This window comes from Streptomyces atratus, from assembly GCF_900119365.1.
Taxonomy (GTDB): domain Bacteria; phylum Actinomycetota; class Actinomycetes; order Streptomycetales; family Streptomycetaceae; genus Streptomyces; species Streptomyces atratus_B.
This window is the reverse complement of record NZ_FPJO01000003.1, coordinates 331,004-348,527: the sequence shown is the minus strand read 5'-3', so window position 1 is coordinate 348,527 and position 17,524 is coordinate 331,004. Positions and strand designations below refer to the sequence as shown.

The window sequence follows — 17,524 nt, the reverse complement described above, 5'->3', positions numbered from 1 at the left end:
GCCGTGTGCCGGTCAGACCTGGACGCGGTCCTCGACGGCCTTCTGGATCTTGGCGATGGCGTCCTCGACCGGGATGCCGTTCTCCTGCGACCCGTCGCGGTAGCGGAAGGAGACGGCGCCGTTGGCCATGTCCTCATCACCCGCGATGATCATGAAGGGCACCTTGGCCTTCTGCTGGTTGCGGATCTTCTTCTGCATCCGGTCGGAGGAGGCGTCCACGTCGACCCGCAGCCCCTTCTTCCGGGCCTTGGCCGCGAATTCCTGGAGGTACGGGATGTGCGCGTCGCCGATCGGGATGCCGACCGCCTGGACCGGGGCCAGCCACACCGGGAACGCACCCGCGTAGTGCTCCAGGAGCACCGCGAAGAAGCGCTCGATGGAACCGAACAGGGCACGGTGAATCATGACCGGGCGCTGCTTGGTGCCGTCCGGGCCGGTGTACTCCAGGTCGAAGCGCTCCGGGAGGTTGAAGTCGAGCTGCACGGTCGACATCTGCCAGGTGCGGCCGATGGCGTCCTTGCACTGCACCGAGATCTTCGGGCCGTAGAAAGCGGCGCCGCCCGGGTCCGGGACCAGCGGCAGGCCCTGCTTCTCGGCGACCTGGCGCAGCGTCTCGGTGGCCTCCTCCCAGATCTCGTCGGAGCCGACGAACTTCTCCGGGTCCTTGGTGGAGAGCTCCAGGTAGAAGTCGGTCAGACCGTAGTCGCGCAGCAGGTTCAGGACGAAGGTGAGCGTGCGGTCGAGCTCCTGGGCCATCTGCTCCTTGGTGCAGTAGATGTGCGCGTCGTCCTGCGTGAAGCCGCGCGAGCGGGTCAGGCCGTGCACCACGCCGGACTTCTCGTACCGGTACACCGTGCCGAACTCGAAGAGGCGCAGCGGCAGTTCACGGTAGGAGCGGCCGCGCGCGTCAAAGATCAGGTTGTGCATCGGGCAGTTCATCGGCTTGAGGTAGTAGTCCACCCCGTCGTCGAGCTGCATGGGCGGGTACATGCCGTCGGCGTACCAGTCCAGGTGGCCGGACTTCTCGAAGAGCTTGCCCTTGGTGGCGTGCGGGGAGTAGACGAACTCGTAGCCCTCCTCCTCGTGGCGTCGGCGCGAGTAGTCCTCCATGGCGCGGCGGATGATGCCGCCCTTGGGGTGGAAGACCGCGAGACCGGGGCCGATCTCGTCCGGGAAGGAGAAGAGGTCCAGCTCGTTGCCGAGCTTGCGGTGATCGCGCTTGGCGGCCTCCTCCAGGAACTCCAGGTGGGCCTTCAGCTCGTCCTTGGTGGGCCACGCGGTGCCGTAGATGCGCTGGAGCATCGGGTTCTTCTCGCTGCCGCGCCAGTACGCCGCGGCGTTGCGCATCAGCTTGAACGCCGGGATGAACCGGGTGGTCGGCAGGTGCGGACCCCGGCAGAGGTCCTTCCAGCACAGGTCGCCGGTCTTCGGGTCGAGGTTGTCGTAGATGGTCAGTTCGCCGCCGCCCACCTCGACGTCCGCGCCGTCGTCCGAGGACGCGGAGCCCTTGATGCCGATGAGCTCCAGCTTGTACGGCTCGTCGGCCAGCTCCTCGCGGGCGGCCTCGTCCGTCACGACCCGGCGGGAGAACTTCTGCCCCCGCTTCTGGATCTCCTGCATCTTCTTCTCGATGGCCTTGAGGTCCTCGGGAGTGAACGGCTTCTCGACGTCGAAGTCGTAGTAGAAGCCGTCCTTGACCGGCGGGCCGATGCCCAGCTTGGCCTCGGGGAAGAGCTGCTGCACGGCCTGGGCCATCACGTGCGCGGTGGAGTGCCGCAGGATGTTCAGGCCGTCCTCGGAGGAGATCTCGACGGGCTCGACGACCTCGCCGTCGGCGACGGCGTACGCGAGGTCCTTCAGCTCACCGGCGACCCGGGCGGCGACGACGGTGCGCTCGCCGGGGAAGAGCTCGGCTGCCGTAGTGCCCGTCGTCACCACGCGCTCTTCCCGCTCGGAATCGCGTTGGATGATCACACGGACGTCTGACACCGGTCTCTCCTGACTCAGGGGGTACGCACGCGTTCGTGGTGCACGTGCGATACGAATCGTACCGAGCCGCGGGCCCCCTCTGCGAAACGGTCGAGCACGAAGCCCGCCCGCTCCGCCGCGGTCCCCTCCCCCACGGCCCTATTCGCCGGTGCACGCCTCCTCGAACTGGTCGACGTTCTCCTGGAGGGACTTCATCAGCCGGTCCCGCTCCGCCTCGTCGACCTGCACGGGCACGACGTGCGAGGTCCGGGTCAGCCGCCGGAAGCCGCCGCGGCCGACCAGCCTGCCCTCCACCCGGATCGGCAGCCCCACCAGGTGGGCGTGGCCGGCGATCCGGTACGCCTCCTCGTCCAGCTCCAGCCGTACGTGCGGCACCTCGGCGCCCGCCAGCACCCGCAGCCGCACGATCCCGGCGCCGCGGGGTGCCGAGCGGCGCATGCGGACGACCGCGCCGGTGATCCGTACGGTCACGGCAGGCTCGTCCCGCAGGTAGCGGGCGCCCGCCCGGCGCAGGGCGGGCAGGTCGCCCGGTGAGAACTCCACCGGCTCGGGACGGGCCGGGCAGCCCTCGGGGGTTCCGGCGGCGGGCGCCCACTCCAGGGCGATCCCCGCCCCCTCCGAGCCCCGGACCAGCGCGACGACCGCCTCGGTCAGTTCCCGGCTGACACCCGCCTCGACGGCGGTGTCGAAGGCTTCGAAGCCGCCGGTGGCCCGCTGGTAGTCCACGGCCTCGCGGGTGGCGTGCAGGGCGTGGTAGAGGCGTACGGCGACGGCGCGGCCCGGTTCCACCGGAACGAACACGGCGAGCTCACGGCCGCCGGGAGCGGGCCCGACGAGGATGCCTTCGAGTGCCGACCGGGCTCTGCGGCGGTGACGGGCGCCGTGGTAGCCGGTGCTTCCCCGTACGGCGAGGGTGCCGGCGAGCAGTATCTGCCGGGCGGCGGTGTGCAGCCGCTCGGCCCCCGTCCAGCCGGCCGCGCCCGCTGCTCCCGCGAGCGGTTCGGGGACCTCGCGCCACCAGCGGATCTCGTCGCTGGGCACGGCGAGGGAGACCAGGACCTCGCGGGCGGAGGGGGCGGCGCTGCGGGCGAGGGCGGTCAGTGCCTCGCCGAGGAGGTCCTCGCTGTCGGGGAAGACGGTGGTGTCGGGGACCAGCGGCTGTAGCGCCCGGCCGCCCCGCCGCGGCGCTGCCAGCCGTGCCGGCCCAGCAGGGCGGCGAGGACGGCGGGGTCCACGCGGGCGGGGTCGGGGATGTCCCCGGGCGGCCGGGGGGCGTCGGGCCACGGTCCCGCGGCTTCGGCGGGGTGCGGGCCGGTGGCCGACGGGATCGCTCCGTCGGCGTACTCGTCCATCGGCCGGTGCATCAGGGTCTCCCTCCCGCCCCTACGCGGGTCATGATCTCGCAGAGCGCCCGGTCGTCGAAGATGCGCGAGGTCGGGATCCGCTGCGTGTGCCTTCCGGGCTGTGCCGATCGGTTCTCCGGTGCGGGGTGACGGACAACTTCCTCCCCCCTCAGCTGTGTTGTCACCGCACGGGACGCCCCGCAAACGGCGTACCAGGCAAAGGGCGCGGGTATCACCGAACCGGGCAGGGGAATCACACCATCTGCCGTTCGGGCACGAGGAGTTCGGGGATGACGCACTGGTACGAGGGGCCGCTGGCCGCTTTTGACACCGAGACAACAGGAGTCGACGTCGAGGGGGACCGGATCGTCTCGGCCGCCCTGGTCGTCCAGGACGCGGCGGGCGGACGGATGCGCGTCACCCGCTGGCTGGTGAATCCGGGGGTGCCGGTGCCCGTCGGGGCGACCGAGATCCACGGTCTGACCGACGATCACCTCCAGCGCAACGGTCGCTGGCCCGCGCCGGTGGTGGAGGAGATAGCCCGTGCGCTGGCCGAGCAGTGCGCGGCCGGGCGCCCGCTGGTGGTGATGAACGCGCCGTTCGACCTGACGCTGCTGGACCGCGAGCTGAAGCGCCATCGCACCTCGTCGCTCGGGGCGTATCTGCAGAACTCCCCGCTGTGCGTGCTGGATCCGCGCGTGCTCGACAAGCATCTGGACCGCTACCGCAAGGGGCGGCGGACCCTCACCGACCTGTGCGAGCTGTACGGCGTGGTGCTCGACGGCGCCCATGACGCGGCGGCCGACGCGGCGGCCTCGCTGGAGTTGGTACGGGCGGTGGGGCGGCGGTTCTCATCCCGCCTGGAACGGCTGACCCCGCCGGAGCTGCACACCCTGCAGGCCGTGTGGCACGCGGCGCAGGCGCGTGGACTCCAGGCATGGTTCGCGAAGAACGGCACGGCGGAGATGGTGGATCCGGCCTGGCCGCTGCGCCCGGATCTTCCCGCCGCGGCGTGACCGGACACGCAGAGGCCGGCCCGTCGATTCTGCTGACGGACCGGCCTCTTCCGGGTGGGCGATACTGGGTTCGAACCAGTGACCTCTTCGGTGTGAACGAAGCGCTCTCCCACTGAGCTAATCGCCCGGGAACGGGTTGAACCATACAGGGCTCGGCGGGTCCGGTTCAAACTCCTTCCAGCCTGGCCACGAGACCCCGCCGTCCGGCGCGCATCATCAGGGCGTGATTGGCCCGGAACACCGGGCGTCCGGGCACCGCCAGGAGCCGCATCAGCCGCCTGCGCACGTCGACCTCCTGCTCGTAGACGGCCCGGCTGCCGCCGCCGTGCGGAGTGACCGTCCAGCGGACCCAGCCGTCGAGGTCGCCGCCGAGCGTCGCCTCGATGACCCCGGCCCGGGGGTCGCGGCGGCGTTCGCGGACGGTCATGACGAGGTCGTACGGGAGGAAGGAGCGGATGCGGGTGGTGCCGCTGGTCCCGTCGACCGAGGTGACCTCGCGGACCTGTGGCCACCACCGCGGATAGTCGTCGGCGCGTCCGAGAATCTCGTACACGGCGTCGGGCGGGGCAGGAAGGTCCCAGATACTCACAAATCGGTAGTGGCTCCAGTCCATGGCCCCAGTCTGCGCGTACTCAGCCGGGGAACTGAGTATCCGAGCGCATGTCCGAGACTGTGGCTCGCACCACACTCGCGTCCATGGAACATGTGCCGCCACCCGCCGAGGAATTGGCGCTCCTCGATCGCGAACTGGCCCGGCTGGACGCCCGCCGCTCCCAGTTGCTGGTCCGCCGTACCTGGCTGCTGAGTGTGCTGACGCCACCCGCCGGTCCTCCGGCCGCGCCGCCGGTGCCGCAGCCGGCCGCCCCGTTCGGGCCGCCGGCTCCGTTCGCGGCTTCCTTCGGTCCTCCCGCCGGGCAGGCCGGTCCGCGCAGTGCGCAGAATGTGCTGCTCACCCTGGGCGGTCTGCTGCTGACGGTCGCGGCGATCGCGTTCACCCTGGTCAGCTGGGGCCACATGGGGATCTCCGGCCGCTCGGCGGTGCTCGCCGTGGTGACGCTCGCGGCGCTCGCCGCTCCCGCCGTGCTGCTGCGCCGTGGGCTCTGTGCGACCGCCGAGTCGCTCGGCGCCCTGGCGTCCGTGCTGATGATCCTCGACGCCTACGCGCTGCACCGGGTGGCGGTGCCGGAGGCCGGTGGCGCCGGTTTCGCCGCGGCCGCCTCGGCGGTGCTGGCGGTGCTGTGGGGCGGGTACGGGCTGCTGCTCGGCCGGCTGCGGCTGCCGCTGCCCCTGGCGGTGGTGAGCGCTCAGCTGCCACTGCTGCTGTGGGCCTGGTCTGCGGGGGCGGGCGCCTCGGTGTTCGGCTGGGCACTGCTGCTGACGGCGGCGCTGGACTGCGCGATCGCGTTGTGGGGTCCGGGCCTCGCGGTACGGGTGACGGCCTGTGTCGGCTGCTGGACGACGGGCCTGCTGGGACTGCTGGTGGCCCTGTCGCAGTCGGTGTCCGCCGGATCGGTGCCGGACGCGTCGGCGCCGGCCGCGCTGCTGCTCGCGGGTGCCGCGCTCGCGCTGGCCGGGGCGTGGCGTGCGCCCACGGGTCTGGCGGTGGCGGGCGGTGTGCTGGCCGGATTGTGCGCGGTGGCCGCGGTGGGTGGTGTGCTGCGTGCCGGGATGGACTGGGGCTGGTCGGTGCCGGTGTATCTGCTGTGCGGTGCGGTGCTGTTGGCCGCGCTGCGCGCACCGCTGCCGCGCCCGGTCGGGCAGGGCGTGGTGTGGGCCTCGTCGGCGGTGACCGCGGCCGCGGTGCTGTCCGCGGCGCCGCCGGTCGGTATGTCGCTGATGGGTACGGTGTCGCAGTTGGCCCGCGTGTGGTCCGGTGCTCCCGACGGGGTCCGGGGCGCTCTGGGTACGGAGGGGCTCGGGTGGTCCCACCTGGCCGCGGCCCCGGTGGTGCTGCTGACGGTGGCCGCTCTGCTGGGTCTCGCCCACCGGTCGTGGGACCGACTGGTACGGGCGGCGGGGCCGGTGCTCTCTTTGGGTGCGGCCGGGCGGAGTGCGGCGGGCGCCGCTGCGGTGGCCCTCTGCTGGGCGGGGCTCACCGCGTCGCCCGCGGTGCTGGGGCTGTCGTACGCGGCGGCCGTGTCGGTGCAGTCGGCGCTGGTCGTCGCGGTGTCGGCGGTGGCGGTGCAGGCGCTGCGGCGCGGGTCGGGCGCGGTGGGGACGACCGCGCTGGTGTGCGGGCTGTCCGGCGCGGTGAGCACCGGGTTCCTCTCGCTCGCGGCCGAGGCCGCGACGTACGCGGTGTTCGCGGTGCTGCTGGTGGTGCTCGGGGCGGTCGCGGTGCTGCTCGACGGCGCCGCGGCGCGGGCCGCGCGGGCGCTGCCGGACGCCGGGGCGGTGCGTGCGGTACGGGCGCTGCGGATCGCGCAGGCGGTGCCGGCGTGCGGGGCCGTGGTGTGCGGGACGGTGCTCGCCCGCGCGGCCGGGGCGTCGCTGGGGCTGGCCGGGGACCGGGCGGCGCCGGTCATGCTGCTCGTCCCCGCGGTGACGGTGCTCCTCGGGGCCCGGCTGCGGGGCCGCCCGGTGGCTCTTCCGGTCGAGCTGACGGGAGCCGCGGCTGCTGCGGTGGCGGTGGTCATGGCGGTACCGGACCTGCCGTTCCTGGCGCTGGTGCTGGCGCTGGGCGGGGTGCTGGCGGCGGGCACGGCCGTACGTGCCGAGCGGCGGCCGGTGGCCGGGTATCTGGCGGTGGCGCTCTTCGTCCTGGCGAGCTGGGTGCGGCTCTCGGCCTCGGGGGTGTCGGCCCCGGAGGCGTACACGCTGCCGGTGACGGTGCCCGCCCTGGCGGTCGGTGTCCTGCGCCGGCGCCGCGACCCCGAGGCGTCGTCGTGGACGGCGTACGGGGCGGGTCTCGCGGCGACGCTGGTCCCGAGCCTCTTCGCGGCCTGGGCCGATCCGCACTGGCCCCGGCCACTGTTGCTCGGCGTGGCTGCCCTGGTGATCACACTGGCGGGCGCCCGGCTGCGGCTCCAGGCGCTGCTGCTGCTCGGTGGCGCGGTGCTGGCCATGGACGCCGTGCACGAACTGGCGCCGTACGTGGTCCAGGTCGTCGGCGCGCTCCCCCGCTGGCTGCCGCCGGCGCTGGCCGGGGTACTGCTGCTGGTGGTCGGGGCGACGTACGAGCAACGGCTGCGCGACGCGCGGCGGCTGAAGGAGACGGTGGGCCGGATGCGCTGACAGTGCGTCGTACGACCGGCCCGGGAGCGGCCTCGGTGAACTCGCCCGAGAAATCGAGCAGTTCGCACCGGTGGCCGCTCCCTCGGCATATTCCGGCGGGAGTTCGCGAATCGCCGGAGCATTGCCCGCGGATACCGGCGGTCGATCCCTTTGCGGGAATTCCCACGGCCGCCGGAGTCCGCCCGGCCGCGATATCCGGCTTCCTCTGCTCGATTAGCGGATCCCCTCCGCCGGCCACCACCCGGATTGAATCGTTCACGAAAGCGCTTGTGAATCTTCGAGGTGTCCGGCCGGAACCCGAAGAACCGGCCGGACACGGGAAGCGCAGAGGGCCCGTGAGACTCTGCGGTCTCACGGGCCCTCTGTTCGGGGTGGGCGATACTGGGTTCGAACCAGTGACCTCTTCGGTGTGAACGAAGCGCTCTCCCACTGAGCTAATCGCCCGGGCGCAGGCCAAACATTACCCCATGTCAGCGGCGCCCCATGACCACCCCCGGGTCACTCGTGGATCTTCCACGGCATGGTGATGCCGAACTTCCAGACGTAGATCCCCACCAGCACCGCGATGATCACCAGGCCGACCGAGGTGAGGATGATGTTGCGCCGCCGGACCTTGGGGTCGAGCGCCCGCTGGGCGGCCTCGGTGACCTTCCGCCTGGTCCAGCGGAGCACCAGCTGTGCCCAGACGAACTCGGTCGCCCAGATCGCCATGCCGCCGAAGATCACCAGCCAGCCGGGCCCGGGCAGCGGCAGCATGATGATGCCCGCCACGACCACGGCGAGGCCGACCACGAAGACGCCGACCTGCCAGCTCAGGTGCAGCGCCCTGGACGCCTTGATGAACCCGGGCGCCCGGGAGCCGAGATCCCGCTCCTTGGTCACACCCTCGGTCACCTCACCCGTCACGCTGTCCGTCCTGTCCCCCGCGTCGGCCACCGGTGCCGCCGGTGCGGCGCCCCCGTCCCGCGCGTCGCGCTCCGCATTCATGGAAGCCAACCTACCGGAACGGTCTTCATCACCGGAATGGCCGCATAACCAAAAGTCACACACCGCCGTACGAGCTACCTGAAGGAACACAAAAAGGTCAGAGGGGTTTACAACGCCACCGTAGGTGGCATGTCGATTTCGCCGACGTGCGAATCCCCGAGCGCACACTGAGCGAAAGGCCCTGGCGCTTATGAACACCACGGTCAGCTGCGAGCTGCACCTGCGCCTCGTTGTGTCGAGCGAGTCCTCACTGCCTGTACCCGCGGGCCTGCGGTATGACACGGCCGATCCGTATGCCGTGCACGCCACCTTCCATACCGGAGCGGAGGAGACGGTCGAATGGGTATTCGCCCGCGACCTCCTTGCCGAGGGGCTGCACCGGCCCACCGGAACCGGAGACGTCCGCGTCTGGCCATCCCGTAGTCACGGCCAGGGCGTCGTCTGTATCGCGCTGAGCTCCCCAGAGGGCGAAGCCCTGCTCGAAGCCCCGGCGAGAGCCCTGGAGTCGTTCCTGAAGCGGACCGACGCCGCGGTGCCGCCGGGCACCGAGCATCGCCACTTCGACCTCGATACGGAGCTCTCACACATCCTGGCCGAGAGCTGAGCCAGGCCGAGAGCTGCACGGCGCCGTCCGACTCGGGGAGACGGCGCCGCGCGGAAAACCTCATACGGTGACGCCGGCGCCGCCATCACGGAATCCACCGTGGTGACGGCGTCGGCGTGCGCCCCCGGGGAGCCCGTGGTGCCTCCCTCACGCCCCGGGCAGGCACCCACCGGCCACAGATACCCGCCCGTGGCCGGTATCCGCTCTCCGCACCCCTCATGGGGCCTCTCGGGCCGCTGTGCGCTCCGGCCGAGCCAGTAGAGTCAGCCCGCATCGGCGGAGACCCGCCCGCCGGAGGCAGGGAGCGAAAGCGTGCTGATCCCCCACGACACCCGGATCGCCCTCGACACGGTGGTCGACCTGTTGAACACCGCACCGGAGAGCGAACCGCCGGCGAGCGGGCAGCCGGAAGGCGAGCGGAGCGACGGTCTCGCCGGAACCGAAGCTCTGTACGACTTCGCGCGGCGCCATCGCATCAGCGGCGTGGGCGAGCTCCACGAGAAGGACCTGCGGGCCGTACAGGACGTACGGACGCACTTCGCCGAGATCTTCGCGACGGACGACACCCGGACCGCCGCCGCACTCGTCAACGCGCTCGTCGCCGCCGCCGGCACGACACCGCAGCTCAGCGATCACGACGGCTACGACTGGCATGTGCACTACTTCGCACCCGACGCGTCGATCGCCGACCACCTCGCGGCCGACTGCGGCATGGCGCTGGCCTTCATCGTGGTGGCGGGCGAGCTGGAACGGCTGCGGCGGTGCGAGGCGCCGGACTGCCGGCACGCCTTCGTCGACCTGTCCCGGAACCGCTCCCGCCGCTACTGCTCCAGCCGCACCTGCGGCAACCGTCTGCATGTGGCCGCGTACCGGGCACGCCGCAAGGAAGCGGCCGGCTGACCGTTCACAGCATGAAGAGATCATGCAACGCGGCCATCAGCAGAAGACTGCCGACCACCGCGAGGAAGATCATCAAAGGGGGCTGGGAGAGCGCGAAGAGGCAGCCGCGCGGCTCTTCGGCAGGGGTTGCGGGGGCATCGCCCCGGGAGGTGTCCACCATCTCGGGACGATCATGACTCACTCGGGGCCCTGTTGGCGATCAACGCGCCTTTTCGTACCGGGAGTTCACCCACCCCGGACGGTCGGAATTCGCTCCGGCGTCCGATCGGCCGCCAGATATTCGGTCCGGCTCCGGGATCTCAGCGCGGTGTCGAACTGGAGGCCCGCACCACGAGCTCCGGCTGGAGCACCACACTGCGGTGCTCATGGGTACCGTCCTCGTCGTCCGACTCCTCCAGCAGGAGCTCCGCGGCCATCCTGCCCATCACGACCGCGGGCTGGCGGACCGAGGTGAGCGGCACGGCAGCGGCGGCGGCGAACTCGATGTCGTCGTAGCCGACGATGGCGATGTCGTGCGGCACCCCGACGCCCGCCGCGTACAGCGCCTGGAGCACCCCCAGGGCGAGCAGGTCGTTGGCGCAGAACACCGCGGTCGGCCGGGGCACGAGGCCGAGCAGTCGGGCCCCGGCATCGCGGCCCGCAGCCACGTCCAGCCGGTCGGAGGGGATCTCCACGAGCGCTTCGGGCGGGAGCCCGGCGTCGGCGAGGGCCGACAGGGCGCCTTCGCGCCGGTCCCGGATCTGATGGAGGTCGCCCGGGCCTCTGATGTACGCCACCGAGCGGTGCCCGGCCGAGACCAGGTGCCCCACGGCGAGGGCGCCGCCGCGGACGTCGTCGACGGAGACCGCGCAGGTCCCCGCGCCGGACGCCACGCGGTCCACCAGGACGAAGGGGATGCGGTGACGGCTGAACGCCTCCAGGTTCCGGCCGGTCGCGTCGGCCGGAGTGACCAGGACGCCGCAGACCCGCTGCTCGGCGAAGAGCCCGAGGTACTCGGCCTCCTCCGCCGGGCTCTGGTCGCTGTTGCAGACCATGACGCCGAGGCCGGCCTCCCGGGCGGCGCGCTCGGCGCCACGGGCCACGTCCACGAAGAAGGGGTTGCCCATGTCGAGGACGAGCAGGGCCATGATCCGGCTGCGGCCCGCCCTCAGCTGGCGTGCCGACTCGCTGCGCACGTAACCGAGTTCCTCGATGGCGGCGAGCACCCGGGCGCGGGTCTCCGGCAGCACCGCCTCGGGCCGGTTGATCACGTTGGACACGGTGCCCACGGAGACCCCGGCCTGCCGGGCCACATCCTTGATCCCTGCCACACGCCCCACTTGCCCTGCCCCACTGATGGCTTCGGCCGCACCCGTCCGCGACGTGTCCCCATCGTACGGACGGCGCCCGGGGACGGCCCTCCGGGCCAGGGGGCGGGGATCAGATGCCGTGCTTCTTCAGGATGGCCTCGATGTCGCTGAAGTCCTCGCCCGGTGCGGCGGACTGCTGCCGGGGCTTCGCCTTCGGACGCGCCTGGGACTCCGGGAGCCCCGCCCCCAGCGAGGGCGCCGAGGCCGCAGGGGTGACCGCCTCGCCCTGCGCCGCCCGTGCGGCGGCCCTGCGCTCCTTGCGGGTGCCGCCGCTGCGGCGCTCGATCGCGCGCGTGGTCGCGAACAGCAGCCAGGCCACCGCGAGCAGCCCGAAACCGAGCCAGACACTGGGCTTGAAGGCGATTCCGGCGACCCAGTCCACGATCCCGGTCAGCACCAGCGCGATCGGGACCAGGGAGTAGGCGGCGATCCGGGTCGCGGCCAGGAAGCGCTTTCGCCAGGCGGTGACGGCGGCGATGCCCAGGCCCGCCGCGGACACCGCGGAGCAGATGGTCTCGGCAAGCATCGGTGCCTCCAGGCGCAGGGGAAACGTCCCTTCCATCCTGCACCGGTGACCGGCCCGGTGGCCACGATCCCGCACCGCATCAGGGACATTTCAGGGCCGGGCTCCTCCCCAGGTGCCGATCGGCGGTGCGCCGGGCAGTACCGGGCCGTGGCGGAACGGGTGCCGATTGGGAGGCTCGCGCGGGCCCTGGGAGACTGGCCGCATGAGCGATTCCACCCCTGCGACCCCCGTCGTCCTCGACGTCTGGTGCGAGCTCCAGTGTCCCGACTGTCACCAGGCCCTCACCGATGTCCACGCCCTGCGGGCCAAGTACGGCGACCGGCTGGACGTGCGGCTGCGCCACTTCCCGCTGGAGAAGCACAAGCACGCCTACGCCGCCGCGCAGGCCGCCGAGGAGGCCGCCGCCCAGGGCCAGGACTGGCCGTACATCGAGGCGGTGCTCGCCCGGACCGCCGATCTCGCCCGCACCGGCGAACCGCTGCTCGTCGAGGTGGCGCGGGAACTCGGCCTGGACGCCGAGGAGATGGACACCGCGCTGATCGACGGACGCCACATGCTGATCGTCGACGCCGACCAGGCCGAGGGCAAGGCGATCGGGGTCACCGGCACCCCGACGTATGTGATCGGCGACGAGCGGCTGGACGGCGGCAAGAGCCAGGACGGGCTGCGCGAACGGATCGAGGAGATCACCGACCGGCTGCTCGCCGAGCGCGGCTGAGCGGCCCGGTCCTCAGAGGTTCTTGGCCAGGTTGTACTGAGTCGTCCGGTACCCGAGCGACTCGTACAGCCGCAGGGCGGGCGTGTTGGCGGCGAACACGTGCAGTCCGAGGCGGCGGGGGCCCACGGCCAGGGTGATGTGCTCGGCCTGCGCCATCAGGGCACGCCCGTATCCGCGGCCCCGGTACTCCTCGGCCACCTCGACGTCGAAGACGAACCCGGTCGTCCCGCCGTCGTCGCCCTCACGCACCGACACCCACACATGGCCGACGACCGTGCCCCCGACGACGAGGACGTGGAAGTACATGCCCTCGGTGTCCAGTCCGTCCGGAAGGTTGCGGGCATGGTCGGACCGGGACTTGTGCATGGCATGTCCGGCCGGAACGCCCTGGTCGATCCAGGACCGGGCATACGTGTCGACGCTGGTGCGCTGCCAGGCCGCGAACTCCTCGGCGCTCATCTCCCTGGCCTCGGCCCCGTCCGGGAGCGCGGGGGTCGTCGGGCCGAGGTCCTTGACCATGTTGCGGCTGCGTTCGGTGTAGCCGAGTACGGCCGCCAGGCGTCGGGCCCCCTCATTCCCCTCCGGGGCCGACAGGCGCACCTGACCGCAGCCCCATCCGCGCAGCACCTCTTCGGCGGCGAGCAAGGCAATGGTGCCGCGGCCCCGCCGCCGGCTCGGTTCGTCGATGTTCAGGGAGAGCAGCACACCGGCGGACGTACCGAACGCGGCGTCGGTGCCGATCTCGACGGAGCCGACGGGCCGCCCGTTGTCGCACACGTCGTACATGCGGCTCTTCGCGCCGTCGGCGCCCTGCTGGATCGGCCCGGTCGGCCGGAGGGTGGTGGTCATCGCAGATGTTCTATCCGCTGCGCCCCGGTCCGTCACCCCGATTTACGGGTCGAGGTCGTTTCCGGCCCGCTCGTCGAAGATCCGCATGGCCTTGGTGGTCACCGCTCCGGGCCCGCCGGGCAGCTCCCGGCCGTCGATCCGGTGGACGGCCTGCACATCGCGCAGGGTGGAGGTGAGGAAGATCTCCTCGGCCCGCTCCAGGACGTCGAACGGCAGCTCGGTCTCCTGCGCGCCCGTCCATTCCACGGCCAGCGCGCGGGTGATCCCGGCGAGGCAGCCGGAGGCGACCGGCGGGGTGTGCAGCTGTCCGTCGAGGACGACGAAGACATTGGACCCGGTGCCTTCGCACAGCTGCCCGGCCGTGTTGGCGAAGATCGCCTCCGACGCACCGTGCTCGTGGGCCCGGGCGAGGGCGACGACGTTCTCGGCGTACGAAGTGGTCTTGAGCCCGGCGAGCGCACTGCGTTCGTTGCGCGTCCAGGGAACGGTGATCACCGCGGTGGTCTCGGGACGGCGGGCCGCCTCGCCGAGGGCGACGACAAGGCTCGGGCCGGTCTCGCCCCGGTCCGAGCCGAGCGGGGAGAGTCCTCCGGTGTAGGTGATGCGCAGCCTGCCCAGCGCCATCGGGTTGGCATCGATGACGTCGGCGCAGGCCCGGCGGACCTCGTCGAGGTCGGGGTCGGGGAGTCCGAGGCCACGGGCCGAGCGGGTCAGCCGGCCGAGGTGACGGGTGAGGGCGAAGGGCCTGCCGTCGACGGTCTTGACCGTCTCGAAGATGCCGTCCCCCACGGTGAGTCCGTGGTCCAGCACGGACACCCTGGCGTCCTCGGCTTCGCGCAGTCCGCCGTTGACCCAAATCCTCATCACGCGGTCCTTCCGGTTGCTTCGTGAACGCCCGACGCTACAGCGAGCAGCCTGGACGCCTTGAGTTCGGTCTCGTCCCACTCGCGTTCCGGGTCGGAGCCCCAGGTGATGCCGGCCCCGGTACCGAAGCGGAGGACCGGGGCGGTGCCGGTGCGGTCGATCCAGAAGGTACGTATGCCGACGGCGAGCGAGGCGGTGCGGCGATCGGCATCGACCCAGCCGATGCCTCCGCAGTAGGGACCGCGCGGTGCGGTCTCCAGCTCCCCGATGATCCGCAGGGCACTGGACTTGGGTGCCCCGGTGACGGAGCCGGGCGGAAACGTCGCATCGAGGAGTTCGGGCCAGCCGGCGTCCTCGGCGAGCTCTCCGCGCACGGTGGAGACGAGGTGGACCAGGCCGGGGTGCTTCTCGACCACGCAGAGGTCGGGGACGGTGACCGATCCGGTGGCGCAGACCCGGCCCAGATCGTTGCGGACCAGGTCGACGATCATCACGTTCTCGGCGTGGTCCTTCTCCAGCAGGTCGGCCTCGGTCCGCCCGGTGCCCTTGATCGGACCCGACTCGACGGTCCGGCCGTCCCGCTTCAGGAAGAGCTCGGGGGACGCGGTGGCGATCTCGACGCCGTGCCCGGGCAGCCGGATCGTCCCCGCGTACGGGGCGGGATTGCCGCGGGCGAGCAGCGCGGTCAGCGCGTCGACGTCCGCGGCGCCCGGGTCGGGCAGCGGCGCGGTCAGCACCCGGCAGAGGTTTGCCTGGTAGACCTCGCCCGCCGCGATGTACTCGCGGATCCGCCGTACGCCCGCGACGTACGCGGCGCGGTCCAGCGACGAGGTCCAGTCACCGGCCGCGGGCCCGTGCCAGGCGCCCGGCACGGGGGCGGGCACCGCCCGCGTACGTACGGAACCGAAGCGCGCGCAGACGAGGCGGCCCTCGAAATCGGCGGAGACGGCCCAGAAGCCGGTCGATTCGAGGGCTGCGGGATCACTGGTCACGTCCTGCAGATCGGACGCGACGAGGCCGCCGAAGCGGGCCATTGGAGCTAGGTCGTGCACGTCGTTGAGTCTAGGACGGCGCGCGATGACCTGCGCCGGGGCGAGCGCACCTCAGCACGCTGCACAAACGCGTTTTTGTACTGGCCCGGGAATCCGCTAGAGTTCAACACGTCGCCGGGACGCGCAAGCGGACCGGGAAAGACAAGCGGACGTAGCTCAGTTGGTAGAGCGCAACCTTGCCAAGGTTGAGGTCGCCAGTTCGAACCTGGTCGTCCGCTCGCAGAAGGTGGGGGATCTTCCCGAACCCCCATGCGTGGTGGAGTGGCCGAGAGGCGAGGCAACGGCCTGCAAAGCCGTCTACACGGGTTCAAATCCCGTCTCCACCTCCAAGGACGATTAGCTCAGCGGGAGAGCGCTTCCCTGACACGGAAGAGGTCACTGGTTCAATCCCAGTATCGTCCACCGATCCGCAAGGATCCCGCGCGATTAGCTCAGCGGGAGAGCGCTTCCCTGACACGGAAGAGGTCACTGGTTCAATCCCAGTATCGCGCACGCAGTACACGCAGGTTCACCCTGCGCGATTAGCTCAGCGGGAGAGCGCTTCCCTGACACGGAAGAGGTCACTGGTTCAATCCCAGTATCGCGCACCAGCCAGAGCCCCGGTCGTTCCGACGACCGGGGCTCTGTCGTGCTCCGGCGCATGGGCACCGGTACGGACGCACTGCGGGCCCGGACGGAAAGCGTCCGGGCCCGCGGTCAGGCACTCGCCGGTACCGGCCCGTTCAGGACGATTCGGCCTGTTCAGGACGAGAAGAGCATGCGGCCGAAGCTCTTGTGCCGGTAGTGGCCGCCTTGGTGCTGCGGGGCACCCCAGGCGGGTGCCGGGGCGGCCGGGTAGGCCTGCGGCGCCGGCGGGGCGGGCGGGGCCTGCTGCGTCCACTGCGCCTCCAGGCGGGTGAGGGACTCCAGCTCGCCGTAGTCGAGGAAGATTCCCCGGCAGCCGCTGCACTGCTCGATCTGTATGCCGTTGCGGTTGTACGTGTGCATCTGTGCGTGGCACTTGGGACACTGCATGGTTCGGCTCACTCCTCGCCGTCGGGTCGCCGTCGCCGGAATTCATGCCCGCCGACGGTCGGTTCAGCCTACGACGAGTGTTCGGCGCCCAACTCAGGCGGGAGGGATGCAATTCGGGCGCAGGCGTCGATCATCGCCTGCTCCACCTCATCCGGGGTCCGGTCCTCCGTCGCGGACTTGGCGAACGCCAGCGCGGCACACTGGACGGTCAGGGCGCGGGCCGGCACATCCAGTTCCGGCCAGGGGTCGCCCTCGGCGCGTACGGCGGGGCCGCCCGCCGCCCGGTAGGCGTCCAGGAAGCGGAGCCAGACCTCGGGGGGCAGGATCCCGGCCGCGTACCAGGCGGCGGGTCGGGCGAGGTCCCAGGCGGGGTCGCCGAGACCGGCGTCGTCGACGTCGATGAGCAGCCAGGGGCCGTGCGGGGCAGGGTGGCGGACGAGCTGGCCCAGGTGCAGATCGCCGTGGCAGAGGAAGTACGAACGGTGTGCGGGTGCGGCGACCTCGTCGCGGGCCCAGGCCGGCAGGCGGTGCCAGGCTTCGAGTACGGGGGCGGTGGCCGGGTCGGCCGGCCGGGCGGTGCGCATCCGGGCGACGGCGAGCGCGGCCTTCGCGGGGCCCCGCATGGGCGGGAGCGCGAGGGAGGGCGGGGCCGGGGTCCGGTGCAGCCCGGCCAGCAGCGCGGCGGCCTCTTCCCACGGGGCGGCGTCGGGGTCGCCGGGGTCGACGGGGCGGCCGTGGGGCCACAGGGTGACGGGGCGGTCGTCGAGAGGTGCGGCGGAGTGGGGTTCCAGCGGGGCGAGCAGGATGCCGGTGAGGCACGGGGCGTTCGCGAGGCCGAGGCGGGTGAGCAGGCCGGGGGTGTCCGTGCCGGGGGCGTGGGCCTTGGCGACGACGGCCCCGCTGCGGACCACCGTGCCGTCCGCACGGTCCGCGAGCACCGTCGGGGGCGGGCAGAAGCAGGGTTCCCCGGGGCGGGTGTGGGCGGCCCGGTGGGCGAGGACGCCCAGCGCGCGTACGACTGCGGTGGTCACGGTCTCCCCCGGTGGCGAACAGGTACGGGCGGCCGGTCCGCACCGGGC

At 71.9% G+C, this 17,524-nt stretch carries 16 protein-coding genes, 7 tRNA genes and 2 pseudogenes; 10 read left to right on the top strand and 15 right to left on the bottom strand.

Translation table 11 applies throughout. The annotated features are described in order from the left end of the window. Positions 1-12: 12 nt before the first annotated feature. The 3 genes and pseudogenes from thrS to BT364_RS42635 all read right to left on the bottom strand — a co-directional run. Positions 13-1,989, bottom strand: coding sequence for a threonine--tRNA ligase (thrS, locus tag BT364_RS08545; RefSeq protein ID WP_072484497.1), 1,977 nt, complete (start codon positions 1,987-1,989; stop codon positions 13-15). 138 nt (positions 1,990-2,127) lie between these two features. Then, positions 2,128-3,353 (bottom strand): annotated as a pseudogene (locus tag BT364_RS08540) (hypothetical protein). Continuing rightward, a pseudogene (locus BT364_RS42635) lies at positions 3,353-3,448 on the bottom strand (DUF4365 domain-containing protein); the annotation flags it as partial. The pseudogenes BT364_RS42635 and BT364_RS08540, both read right to left, overlap by 1 nt. Before the next feature lie 174 nt (positions 3,449-3,622). Here BT364_RS42635 and BT364_RS08530 point away from each other — a divergent pair. Next, on the top strand, positions 3,623-4,348 hold the full coding sequence (locus BT364_RS08530; protein WP_072484496.1) for a 3'-5' exonuclease: 726 nt from the start codon (positions 3,623-3,625) through the stop codon (positions 4,346-4,348). A 55-nt stretch (positions 4,349-4,403) separates the two neighbouring features. Here BT364_RS08530 and BT364_RS08525 read toward each other — a convergent pair. Both BT364_RS08525 and BT364_RS08520 read right to left on the bottom strand, forming a co-directional pair. After that, positions 4,404-4,475 (bottom strand) — tRNA-Val (locus BT364_RS08525). Positions 4,476-4,514: 39 nt separating this feature from the next. Continuing rightward, on the bottom strand, positions 4,515-4,961 hold the full coding sequence (locus BT364_RS08520; protein WP_072484495.1) for an SRPBCC family protein: 447 nt from the start codon (positions 4,959-4,961) through the stop codon (positions 4,515-4,517). 83 nt (positions 4,962-5,044) lie between these two features. Between BT364_RS08520 and BT364_RS08515 the strand changes: the two genes are divergently transcribed. Beyond that, positions 5,045-7,582 carry an SCO7613 C-terminal domain-containing membrane protein gene (locus BT364_RS08515; RefSeq protein WP_177328062.1) on the top strand — a complete coding sequence of 846 codons (2,538 nt, stop codon included), beginning with the start codon at positions 5,045-5,047 and terminating at the stop codon, positions 7,580-7,582. Positions 7,583-7,954: 372 nt separating this feature from the next. Here the strand turns inward: BT364_RS08515 and BT364_RS08510 are convergent. Both BT364_RS08510 and BT364_RS08505 read right to left on the bottom strand, forming a co-directional pair. Continuing rightward, positions 7,955-8,026: transfer RNA gene (locus tag BT364_RS08510), tRNA-Val, on the bottom strand. 54 nt (positions 8,027-8,080) lie between these two features. Continuing rightward, positions 8,081-8,569, bottom strand: coding sequence for a TIGR02611 family protein (locus BT364_RS08505; RefSeq protein ID WP_072484493.1), 489 nt, complete (start codon positions 8,567-8,569; stop codon positions 8,081-8,083). A 190-nt stretch (positions 8,570-8,759) separates the two neighbouring features. Between BT364_RS08505 and BT364_RS08500 the strand changes: the two genes are divergently transcribed. Together BT364_RS08500 and BT364_RS08495 are read left to right on the top strand one after the other, a co-directional pair. Further along, a complete protein-coding gene (locus tag BT364_RS08500) occupies positions 8,760-9,173 on the top strand; it encodes an SsgA family sporulation/cell division regulator (protein ID WP_003959770.1) in 414 nt (137 codons plus the stop codon). Positions 9,174-9,485: 312 nt separating this feature from the next. Then, positions 9,486-10,073 (top strand): CGNR zinc finger domain-containing protein, encoded by a 588-nt coding sequence (locus tag BT364_RS08495; RefSeq protein ID WP_072484492.1) that lies wholly within the window; start codon positions 9,486-9,488, stop codon positions 10,071-10,073. A gap of 4 nt (positions 10,074-10,077) precedes the next feature. On the opposite strand, the gene BT364_RS41385 is transcribed toward BT364_RS08495, so the two are convergent. The 3 genes from BT364_RS41385 to BT364_RS08485 form a co-directional block, all read right to left on the bottom strand. Continuing rightward, a complete protein-coding gene (locus BT364_RS41385; RefSeq protein WP_177328061.1) occupies positions 10,078-10,233 on the bottom strand; it encodes a hypothetical protein in 156 nt (51 codons plus the stop codon). A gap of 139 nt (positions 10,234-10,372) precedes the next feature. Beyond that, on the bottom strand, positions 10,373-11,383 hold the full coding sequence (locus BT364_RS08490; RefSeq protein WP_371268384.1) for a LacI family DNA-binding transcriptional regulator: 1,011 nt from the start codon (positions 11,381-11,383) through the stop codon (positions 10,373-10,375). A gap of 109 nt (positions 11,384-11,492) precedes the next feature. Next, complete coding sequence (locus tag BT364_RS08485) at positions 11,493-11,948, bottom strand: hypothetical protein (protein ID WP_072484490.1); 456 nt, start codon at positions 11,946-11,948, stop codon at positions 11,493-11,495. Positions 11,949-12,150: 202 nt separating this feature from the next. On the opposite strand from BT364_RS08485, the gene BT364_RS08480 reads away from it, so the two are divergent. Continuing rightward, the gene (locus BT364_RS08480) at positions 12,151-12,666 is read left to right on the top strand and encodes a DsbA family protein (protein WP_072484489.1); all 516 of its coding nucleotides are present in this window, start codon (positions 12,151-12,153) and stop codon (positions 12,664-12,666) included. Positions 12,667-12,678: 12 nt separating this feature from the next. Here the strand turns inward: BT364_RS08480 and BT364_RS08475 are convergent, their stop codons facing one another. Genes BT364_RS08475 through BT364_RS08465 form a run of 3 tightly spaced genes read right to left on the bottom strand, consistent with a single transcriptional unit; the run spans position 12,679 to position 15,413 of the window. Next, positions 12,679-13,515, bottom strand: coding sequence for a GNAT family N-acetyltransferase (locus BT364_RS08475; RefSeq protein WP_072484488.1), 837 nt, complete (start codon positions 13,513-13,515; stop codon positions 12,679-12,681). A gap of 42 nt (positions 13,516-13,557) precedes the next feature. Continuing rightward, positions 13,558-14,379: an aminotransferase class IV gene (locus tag BT364_RS08470; RefSeq protein WP_072484487.1), complete on the bottom strand. Its 822-nt coding sequence runs from the start codon at positions 14,377-14,379 to the stop codon at positions 13,558-13,560. Continuing rightward, positions 14,379-15,413, bottom strand: coding sequence for a chorismate-binding protein (locus BT364_RS08465; protein WP_072484486.1), 1,035 nt, complete (start codon positions 15,411-15,413; stop codon positions 14,379-14,381). Before BT364_RS08465 ends, BT364_RS08470 begins: the two co-directional genes overlap by 1 nt. Before the next feature lie 163 nt (positions 15,414-15,576). Here BT364_RS08465 and BT364_RS08460 point away from each other — a divergent pair. The 5 genes from BT364_RS08460 (at position 15,577) to BT364_RS08440 (ending at position 16,021) form a co-directional block, all read left to right on the top strand. Then, positions 15,577-15,649, top strand: a tRNA-Gly gene (locus tag BT364_RS08460). Positions 15,650-15,686: 37 nt separating this feature from the next. Further along, positions 15,687-15,760: transfer RNA gene (locus tag BT364_RS08455), tRNA-Cys, on the top strand. A 1-nt stretch (position 15,761) separates the two neighbouring features. Continuing rightward, positions 15,762-15,833, top strand: a tRNA-Val gene (locus BT364_RS08450). Between the two features lie 18 nt (positions 15,834-15,851). Beyond that, positions 15,852-15,923: transfer RNA gene (locus BT364_RS08445), tRNA-Val, on the top strand. Between the two features lie 23 nt (positions 15,924-15,946). Further along, positions 15,947-16,021, top strand: a tRNA-Val gene (locus tag BT364_RS08440). Positions 16,022-16,172: 151 nt separating this feature from the next. Here BT364_RS08440 and BT364_RS08435 read toward each other — a convergent pair. Next, on the bottom strand, positions 16,173-16,445 hold the full coding sequence (locus BT364_RS08435) for a TFIIB-type zinc ribbon-containing protein (RefSeq protein ID WP_072484485.1): 273 nt from the start codon (positions 16,443-16,445) through the stop codon (positions 16,173-16,175). Positions 16,446-16,513: 68 nt separating this feature from the next. Beyond that, a complete protein-coding gene (locus BT364_RS08430; protein ID WP_072484484.1) occupies positions 16,514-17,476 on the bottom strand; it encodes a phosphotransferase family protein in 963 nt (320 codons plus the stop codon). Positions 17,477-17,524 lie beyond the last annotated feature (48 nt).

Coding starts and splice junctions, on each gene's coding strand:
- BT364_RS08505 (WP_072484493.1), bottom strand. CDS start 8,569: ATGAATGCGGAGCGCGACGCGCGGGACGGGGGCGCCGCACCGGCGGCA.
- BT364_RS08485 (WP_072484490.1), bottom strand. CDS start 11,948: ATGCTTGCCGAGACCATCTGCTCCGCGGTGTCCGCGGCGGGCCTGGGC.
- BT364_RS08470 (WP_072484487.1), bottom strand. CDS start 14,379: ATGAGGATTTGGGTCAACGGCGGACTGCGCGAAGCCGAGGACGCCAGG.
- BT364_RS08515 (WP_177328062.1), top strand. CDS start 5,045: ATGGAACATGTGCCGCCACCCGCCGAGGAATTGGCGCTCCTCGATCGC.
- BT364_RS08520 (WP_072484495.1), bottom strand. CDS start 4,961: ATGGACTGGAGCCACTACCGATTTGTGAGTATCTGGGACCTTCCTGCC.
- BT364_RS08435 (WP_072484485.1), bottom strand. CDS start 16,445: ATGCAGTGTCCCAAGTGCCACGCACAGATGCACACGTACAACCGCAAC.
- BT364_RS08500 (WP_003959770.1), top strand. CDS start 8,760: ATGAACACCACGGTCAGCTGCGAGCTGCACCTGCGCCTCGTTGTGTCG.
- BT364_RS08530 (WP_072484496.1), top strand. CDS start 3,623: ATGACGCACTGGTACGAGGGGCCGCTGGCCGCTTTTGACACCGAGACA.
- BT364_RS41385 (WP_177328061.1), bottom strand. CDS start 10,233: ATGGTGGACACCTCCCGGGGCGATGCCCCCGCAACCCCTGCCGAAGAG.
- BT364_RS08475 (WP_072484488.1), bottom strand. CDS start 13,515: ATGACCACCACCCTCCGGCCGACCGGGCCGATCCAGCAGGGCGCCGAC.
- BT364_RS08465 (WP_072484486.1), bottom strand. CDS start 15,413: ATGGCCCGCTTCGGCGGCCTCGTCGCGTCCGATCTGCAGGACGTGACC.
- BT364_RS08480 (WP_072484489.1), top strand. CDS start 12,151: ATGAGCGATTCCACCCCTGCGACCCCCGTCGTCCTCGACGTCTGGTGC.